The sequence below is a fragment of the Streptomyces sp. 13-12-16 genome (assembly GCF_002114215.1).
Taxonomy (GTDB): Bacteria; Actinomycetota; Actinomycetes; order Streptomycetales; family Streptomycetaceae; genus Streptomyces.
Window position 1 is genome coordinate 1511 of the sequence record NZ_NCTE01000958.1, and the last position, 4993, is coordinate 6503.

At 72.1% G+C, this 4993-nt stretch carries 7 protein-coding genes and 1 tRNA gene; 3 read left to right on the forward strand and 5 right to left on the reverse strand.

The annotated features are described in order from the left end of the window. Positions 1 to 338 precede the first annotated feature (338 nt). Positions 339 to 410: transfer RNA gene (locus tag B7767_RS32950), tRNA-Val, on the reverse strand. A gap of 79 nt (positions 411 to 489) precedes the next feature. Continuing rightward, entirely contained in the window at positions 490 to 948 is a 459-nt protein-coding gene (locus tag B7767_RS32955; protein ID WP_085575322.1) for a TIGR02611 family protein, read from the reverse strand. A gap of 191 nt (positions 949 to 1139) precedes the next feature. Between B7767_RS32955 and B7767_RS32960 the strand changes: the two genes are divergently transcribed. Together B7767_RS32960 and B7767_RS32965 are read left to right on the forward strand one after the other, a co-directional pair. Beyond that, complete coding sequence (locus B7767_RS32960) at positions 1140 to 1553, forward strand: SsgA family sporulation/cell division regulator (protein WP_004002642.1); 414 nt, start codon at positions 1140 to 1142, stop codon at positions 1551 to 1553. 296 nt (positions 1554 to 1849) lie between these two features. Beyond that, positions 1850 to 2410, forward strand: a complete 561-nt coding sequence (locus B7767_RS32965) for a CGNR zinc finger domain-containing protein (RefSeq protein WP_085575323.1) — start codon at positions 1850 to 1852, stop codon at positions 2408 to 2410. A 76-nt stretch (positions 2411 to 2486) separates the two neighbouring features. Here the strand turns inward: B7767_RS32965 and B7767_RS46735 are convergent, their stop codons facing one another. Both B7767_RS46735 and B7767_RS32970 read right to left on the reverse strand, forming a co-directional pair. Then, complete coding sequence (locus tag B7767_RS46735) at positions 2487 to 2639, reverse strand: hypothetical protein (protein ID WP_179167381.1); 153 nt, start codon at positions 2637 to 2639, stop codon at positions 2487 to 2489. Between the two features lie 172 nt (positions 2640 to 2811). Beyond that, on the reverse strand, positions 2812 to 3249 hold the full coding sequence (locus tag B7767_RS32970; protein WP_085575325.1) for a hypothetical protein: 438 nt from the start codon (positions 3247 to 3249) through the stop codon (positions 2812 to 2814). A 419-nt stretch (positions 3250 to 3668) separates the two neighbouring features. On the opposite strand from B7767_RS32970, the gene B7767_RS32975 reads away from it, so the two are divergent. Continuing rightward, the gene (locus B7767_RS32975) at positions 3669 to 4193 is read left to right on the forward strand and encodes a DsbA family protein (RefSeq protein WP_107486466.1); all 525 of its coding nucleotides are present in this window, start codon (positions 3669 to 3671) and stop codon (positions 4191 to 4193) included. Positions 4194 to 4344: 151 nt separating this feature from the next. Here the strand turns inward: B7767_RS32975 and B7767_RS32980 are convergent. After that, positions 4345 to 4993, reverse strand: a 649-nt coding sequence (locus tag B7767_RS32980) for a GNAT family N-acetyltransferase (RefSeq protein ID WP_085575327.1), incomplete at its 5' end; no start/stop codon positions are given.

Genomic DNA, 4993 nt, shown 5'->3' on the forward strand with positions numbered 1-4993 from the left:
GCACAAGTTACGGAGGGCCTACGGGCGCGTCAATGATTCGGACAGGAATTCATGTGCGCCGCGGTCCGGCACCGGCGGCGACCGCCTCGTCCGCAAGGCCCGGCCCGGCCGCGAACGCGCAGGTGACAGCCCCGTGACCGACCGGCCGAACATGTCGGAGCCCACCGGGGCGGGCGCGACGGAAGGTCACGGTTGGATGAAGACGACCGGAAGCGGAACGCCTCGGAGGCGCCGGAAGGGTCCCCGCCCGGCGCCTGCGAGGCGGACGCGCCACGCCGGCCTCACACGACGAGGCGGCCCGGCTCACGATTCGTGAGCCGGGCCGCCTGATGATCCGGTGGGCGATACTGGGTTCGAACCAGTGACCTCTTCGGTGTGAACGAAGCGCTCTCCCACTGAGCTAATCGCCCGGACGCAGGAAGAACATTACCCCATGTCAGGGGGTGCCCGTGACCAGCGGGGAGCGGTGCGCCCGCCCCCCGCCGCGCCTCACTGCTCCTCGATCTTCCAGGGCATCACGAGACCGAACTTCCACAGGTAGACACCGGCCAGCGCGGCCACGATCACCAGGCCGGCCGAGGTCAGGATGATGTTCCGGCGCCGCACCTTGGGGTCCAGGGCCCGCTGGGCCGCCTCGGTGACCTTGCGCTTGGTCCAGCGCAGCACCAGCTGGGCCCAGACGAACTCGGTCGCCCAGATCGCCATGCCCCCGAAGATCACGACCCAGCCCGGTCCGGGCAGCACCAGCATCGCGGCACCGGCCGCCACGACCGCGAGACCGACCACGAAGACGCCGACCTGCCAGCTGAAGTGCAGCGCACGGCGCGCCTTGACGAACTCCGGTGCGCGCGATCCGAGCGCCCGCTCGTCCCGGTTCTCGCTCTCGTCCACCGTCACCCCGTGGGCCGTCACCGCGGCCTCGCCAGACTTGTTACTCCCCGTGTTCATGCATCCAAACACTACCCGAGCCGAACACATCACCGGAATGGACGCAGGACGCGAACGATCTTTCGGCCGGAAGGGTTACGTAAACCGACGCAAAACACTCAGAGGGGTTTACAACGGCACCGTAGGTGGCATGTCGATTTGGCCGACGTGCGAATCCCCGAGCGCACACTGAGCGAAAGGCCCTGGCGCTTATGAACACCACGGTCAGCTGCGAGCTGCACCTGCGCCTCGTTGTGTCGAGCGAGTCCTCCCTGCCTGTCCCCGCAGGCCTGCGGTACGACACGGCCGACCCCTACGCCGTGCACGCCACCTTCCACACCGGAGCCGAGGAAACCGTCGAGTGGGTGTTCGCCCGCGACCTCCTGGCCGAGGGACTTCACCGCCCCACGGGCACCGGCGACGTCCGTGTCTGGCCGTCGCGCAGCCACGGTCAGGGCGTCGTGTGCATCGCCCTGAGCTCGCCGGAGGGGGAGGCCCTGCTCGAGGCCCCGGCAAGGGCTCTGGAGTCCTTCCTGAAGCGCACCGACGCCGCCGTGCCGCCCGGCACGGAACACCGGCACTTCGATCTCGACCAGGAGCTCTCGCACATCCTGGCGGAAAGCTAGGCGAGGCTCGCGAAGCCGCCCGGCGCCGTCGACTCGGGGAGACGGCTCGGGCCCGGACAGCCGCATACGGCTCACACGCGACGGCGCCGACACCGCGGGTTTCCGCGGGCGGCGCCGTCGTGCTGTGCGCACGCCGAGCCGGTGTAGGCCGAACGGGTGATCGGGAACGACGGCCGGTCTCCGCGCGTTGCATTCGAAGCCATGTGCGGAGCGGGGAGGTACGGGGCGCGCCGGAGCCACTACCATCGGCCAGCATCGGCGGGCGCCCGCCCGACCCCCAGGCCAGGGAGCGAACTGTGCTGATCACCCACGACACCCGGTGCGCGCTCGACACCGTGGTGGACCTGGTGAACTCCGCGCCGGAGGACGACACGACACCGGAGGGGCTGCCGGACGTCGCGGCTCTCGAGGAGTTCGTGCGGCGGCACGAGGTCAGCGAGGTCGGGGTGCTCACGGAGTTCGACCTGGCCGCGGTGCGCAAGATCCGCGGCCGGTTCGCGGCGGTCTTCGCCGCTCCGGACGCCCGCGCGGCCGCCACGCTGATCAACGAGCTGATCGCGGCCGCGGGCACCACGCCCCGGCTCACCGACCACGACGGCTACGACTGGCACGTGCACTACTTCGCGCCCGGCGCCTCCGTGGCCGACCACCTGGCCGCCGACTGCGGGATGGCGCTGGCGTTCTTCGTGGTCGCCGGGGAGCAGGAGCGGCTGCGGCGCTGTGAGGCCCCGGACTGCCGGCACGCCTTCGTCGATCTCTCCCGCAACCGTTCGCGCCGCTACTGCGACAGCCGCACCTGCGGCAACCGTCTGCATGTGGCCGCCTACCGGGCGCGGCGCAAGGAGGCGGCGGGCTGACGCCCACGCGGGCGAAGCGGCTCGATGCCGTGCCGACGCGGTCCCGACGGGTGACGCCGGGTACCGCGGGTACGGCTCACAGCCACAGCAGGTCGTGCAGGGCAGCCATGAGCAGCAGACACCCGATCACCGCCAGGAAGATCATCAGCGGTGGCTGGGAAAGGGCGAAGAGACATCCACGCGGCTCGTCCTGCTGCGGCGCGGCATCGCTCTGTGTCGTGTCCAGCATCTCGCGGCGATGATGACGCATCGGGAGCGCCCGACGCGATCAAGACTCACGGAGTGAGTGCGAGTTCGCCGATTCCGCGATCTACGGTTCGGGTTGTGATCACTTCCGGGCGCTCGCGGACCCACTGTGACGTTTCCGCCGGCCAGGCGCATTCACCCGCGGCGCGCCACCGTCATATGCCGTGCTTCTTGAGGATGGCCTCGATGTCGCTGAAGTCGTCCTCGCCACGGGAGGCGGGAGCGGGACGGGCCGCCGGGCGGGACCCCTGGCCCAGGGAGGGTGCGGAGGCCCCGGGTGCCACCGCCTCGGGTCGTGCCGCGGCCCGCGCGGCCTTGCGCTCCTTACGGGTGCCGCCGCGTCGGCGCTCCACGGTGCGGGTGGTCGCGAACAGCACCCAGGACAGGCCGAGCACCCCGAAGCCGGCCCATGCCGTCGGGCTGAAGGCGGTGTCGGCCAGCCAGTCGACGACGCCGGTCATCACCAGGCCGAGGGGCACGAGCGAGTAGGCGGCGATGCGGGCGGCCGCGAGGAAGCGTTTGCGGTAGGCCGTGATCGCCGCGATGCCCAGGCCTGCCGCGGAGACGGCGGAACAGACGGTCTCGGCAATCATCCGGTCCTCCAGGCAGGTGGGGTCGCTGTGACGCTTCGTCCCTTCCATCCTGCACCCGCACGGCCCGGCCGGGCCATGTTCCGGCCGGACATCAGGGACATCTCCGGGTCGGTGATCCTTCGTAGGTGCGAGCACCGGCGCGTTCCCGGCACCCGGCGTCGGCGCTCCCCCGTCGAAGGCCGCCGCCCCCGGACCTCCGCTTCGGCCCTGGACGGGCCTCGTCCTCCACCGCCGGACGGGCCGGGACGCAGCCGCCGGACGGGACGGAGAGGCATACCGGACGGGCCGGGACGTGGTCCCGGACGGAATGGAGGGGCGCACCCGACCGGCTGGGACGAGAGTCCCGGACGGAATGGACGAAGGACGGCCCTTCGGACGTCCGATTGGGTGGTCCGGGGCCCGGCTGGAAGACTGTGGCCATGAGCGACTCCTCCCCCGCCCGCCCCGCCGCCCCCGTCCTCGACGTCTGGTGCGAACTGCAGTGTCCGGACTGCCGAAGCGCCCTCGACGACCTCCGTGCCCTGCGGGCCCGCTACGGCGACCGCCTGGAGCTGCGGCTGCGGCACTTCCCGCTGGAGAAGCACAAGCACTCCTTCGCCGCCGCCCAGGCCGCCGAGGAGGCGCTGGAGCAGGGGCGGGGATGGCCGTACGTCGAGGCCGTGCTGGGACGGGTCGAGGAGCTGGACCGCCGGGGAGAGGACTTCCTCGTCGAGATCGCCCGGGAACTCGGCCTGGACGCCGAGGAGTTCGACACCGCGCTGATCGACGGACGGCACATCCTGATCGTGGACGCGGACCAGGCCGAGGGCAAGGCGATCGGGGTGACGGGCACCCCGACGTACGTCATCGGCGGTGAGCGCCTCGACGGCGGCAAGAGCCAGGAGGGGCTGCGCGAGCGCGTCGAGGAGATCGCGGACCGGCTGCTGGCCGAGCAGGAGGGCTAGGGGCACCGCTCGGGCCGGGCCGGCTGCGGGCGACGGCGCCTCGTGGCCGCCCCGAGGTGCTGTGGACCCCTTCCGGGGAAGCGCGTGCCGGGCCCCTCGCCCCGGGGAAGACCCGAACGGCACTCCCCGCCCCCAGGGACGCAGCTCACCGTCACAGGAGCGGCTTGTACATCGAGTACTGCGTGGTGCCGTAGCCGAGTGAGTCGTAGAGCCGCTCGGCCGGGGTGTTGCCGGCGAACACGTTGAGGCCGATGGTCCGGTTCCCCGCGGCGACCGCCTGGGCCTCGGCGAGCAGCATGAGCGAGCGTCCGTGCCCCCGGCCGCGGTGGGCGGCGTCTGCCTCGACGTCGAAGACGTAGGCCCGTTCCCCGCGCACCGACAGCCACAGGGTGCCCACGGGCGTGCCCTCGTGTTCGAGGACGCTGAAGACCATGCCCTCGGTGGCATGGCCGTCGGGCAGCAGCGCGGCGTGGTCGTTCGCCGCCTTGGCCCGCGCCTCGGCCTCCGGCACCCCGCGCCGGATCCAGTCCCCCGCGTAGTCCTCCTGGCCCTTGGCCGACCAGGGGCCGAACTCGTCCTCGGTCATGGGCCGGGCCACGCTGCCCTCCGGAAGCACGGGCGGGGTCTCCGCGAGGGCCTTCTCCATGGTCCGGTTGCGCACGACGTAGCCGAGCGCCGTGGCCAGCCCGAGGGCGGCCCGGGCGTCGGCGGGAACCGTCGCCTCGATACGGCGGCACCCCCAGCCGCGCGCCACCTCCTCCGCGGCGAGCGCGGCCACCGTGCCCCGGCCGCGCCGGCGG

Bases quoted from the DNA above. Each gene is read 5' to 3' on its own strand.
- B7767_RS32970 (WP_085575325.1), bottom strand. From the start codon at position 3,249: ATGATTGCCGAGACCGTCTGTTCCGCCGTCTCCGCGGCAGGCCTGGGC.
- B7767_RS46735 (WP_179167381.1), bottom strand. From the start codon at position 2,639: ATGCTGGACACGACACAGAGCGATGCCGCGCCGCAGCAGGACGAGCCG.
- B7767_RS32955 (WP_085575322.1), bottom strand. From the start codon at position 948: ATGAACACGGGGAGTAACAAGTCTGGCGAGGCCGCGGTGACGGCCCAC.
- B7767_RS32960 (WP_004002642.1), top strand. From the start codon at position 1,140: ATGAACACCACGGTCAGCTGCGAGCTGCACCTGCGCCTCGTTGTGTCG.
- B7767_RS32975 (WP_107486466.1), top strand. From the start codon at position 3,669: ATGAGCGACTCCTCCCCCGCCCGCCCCGCCGCCCCCGTCCTCGACGTC.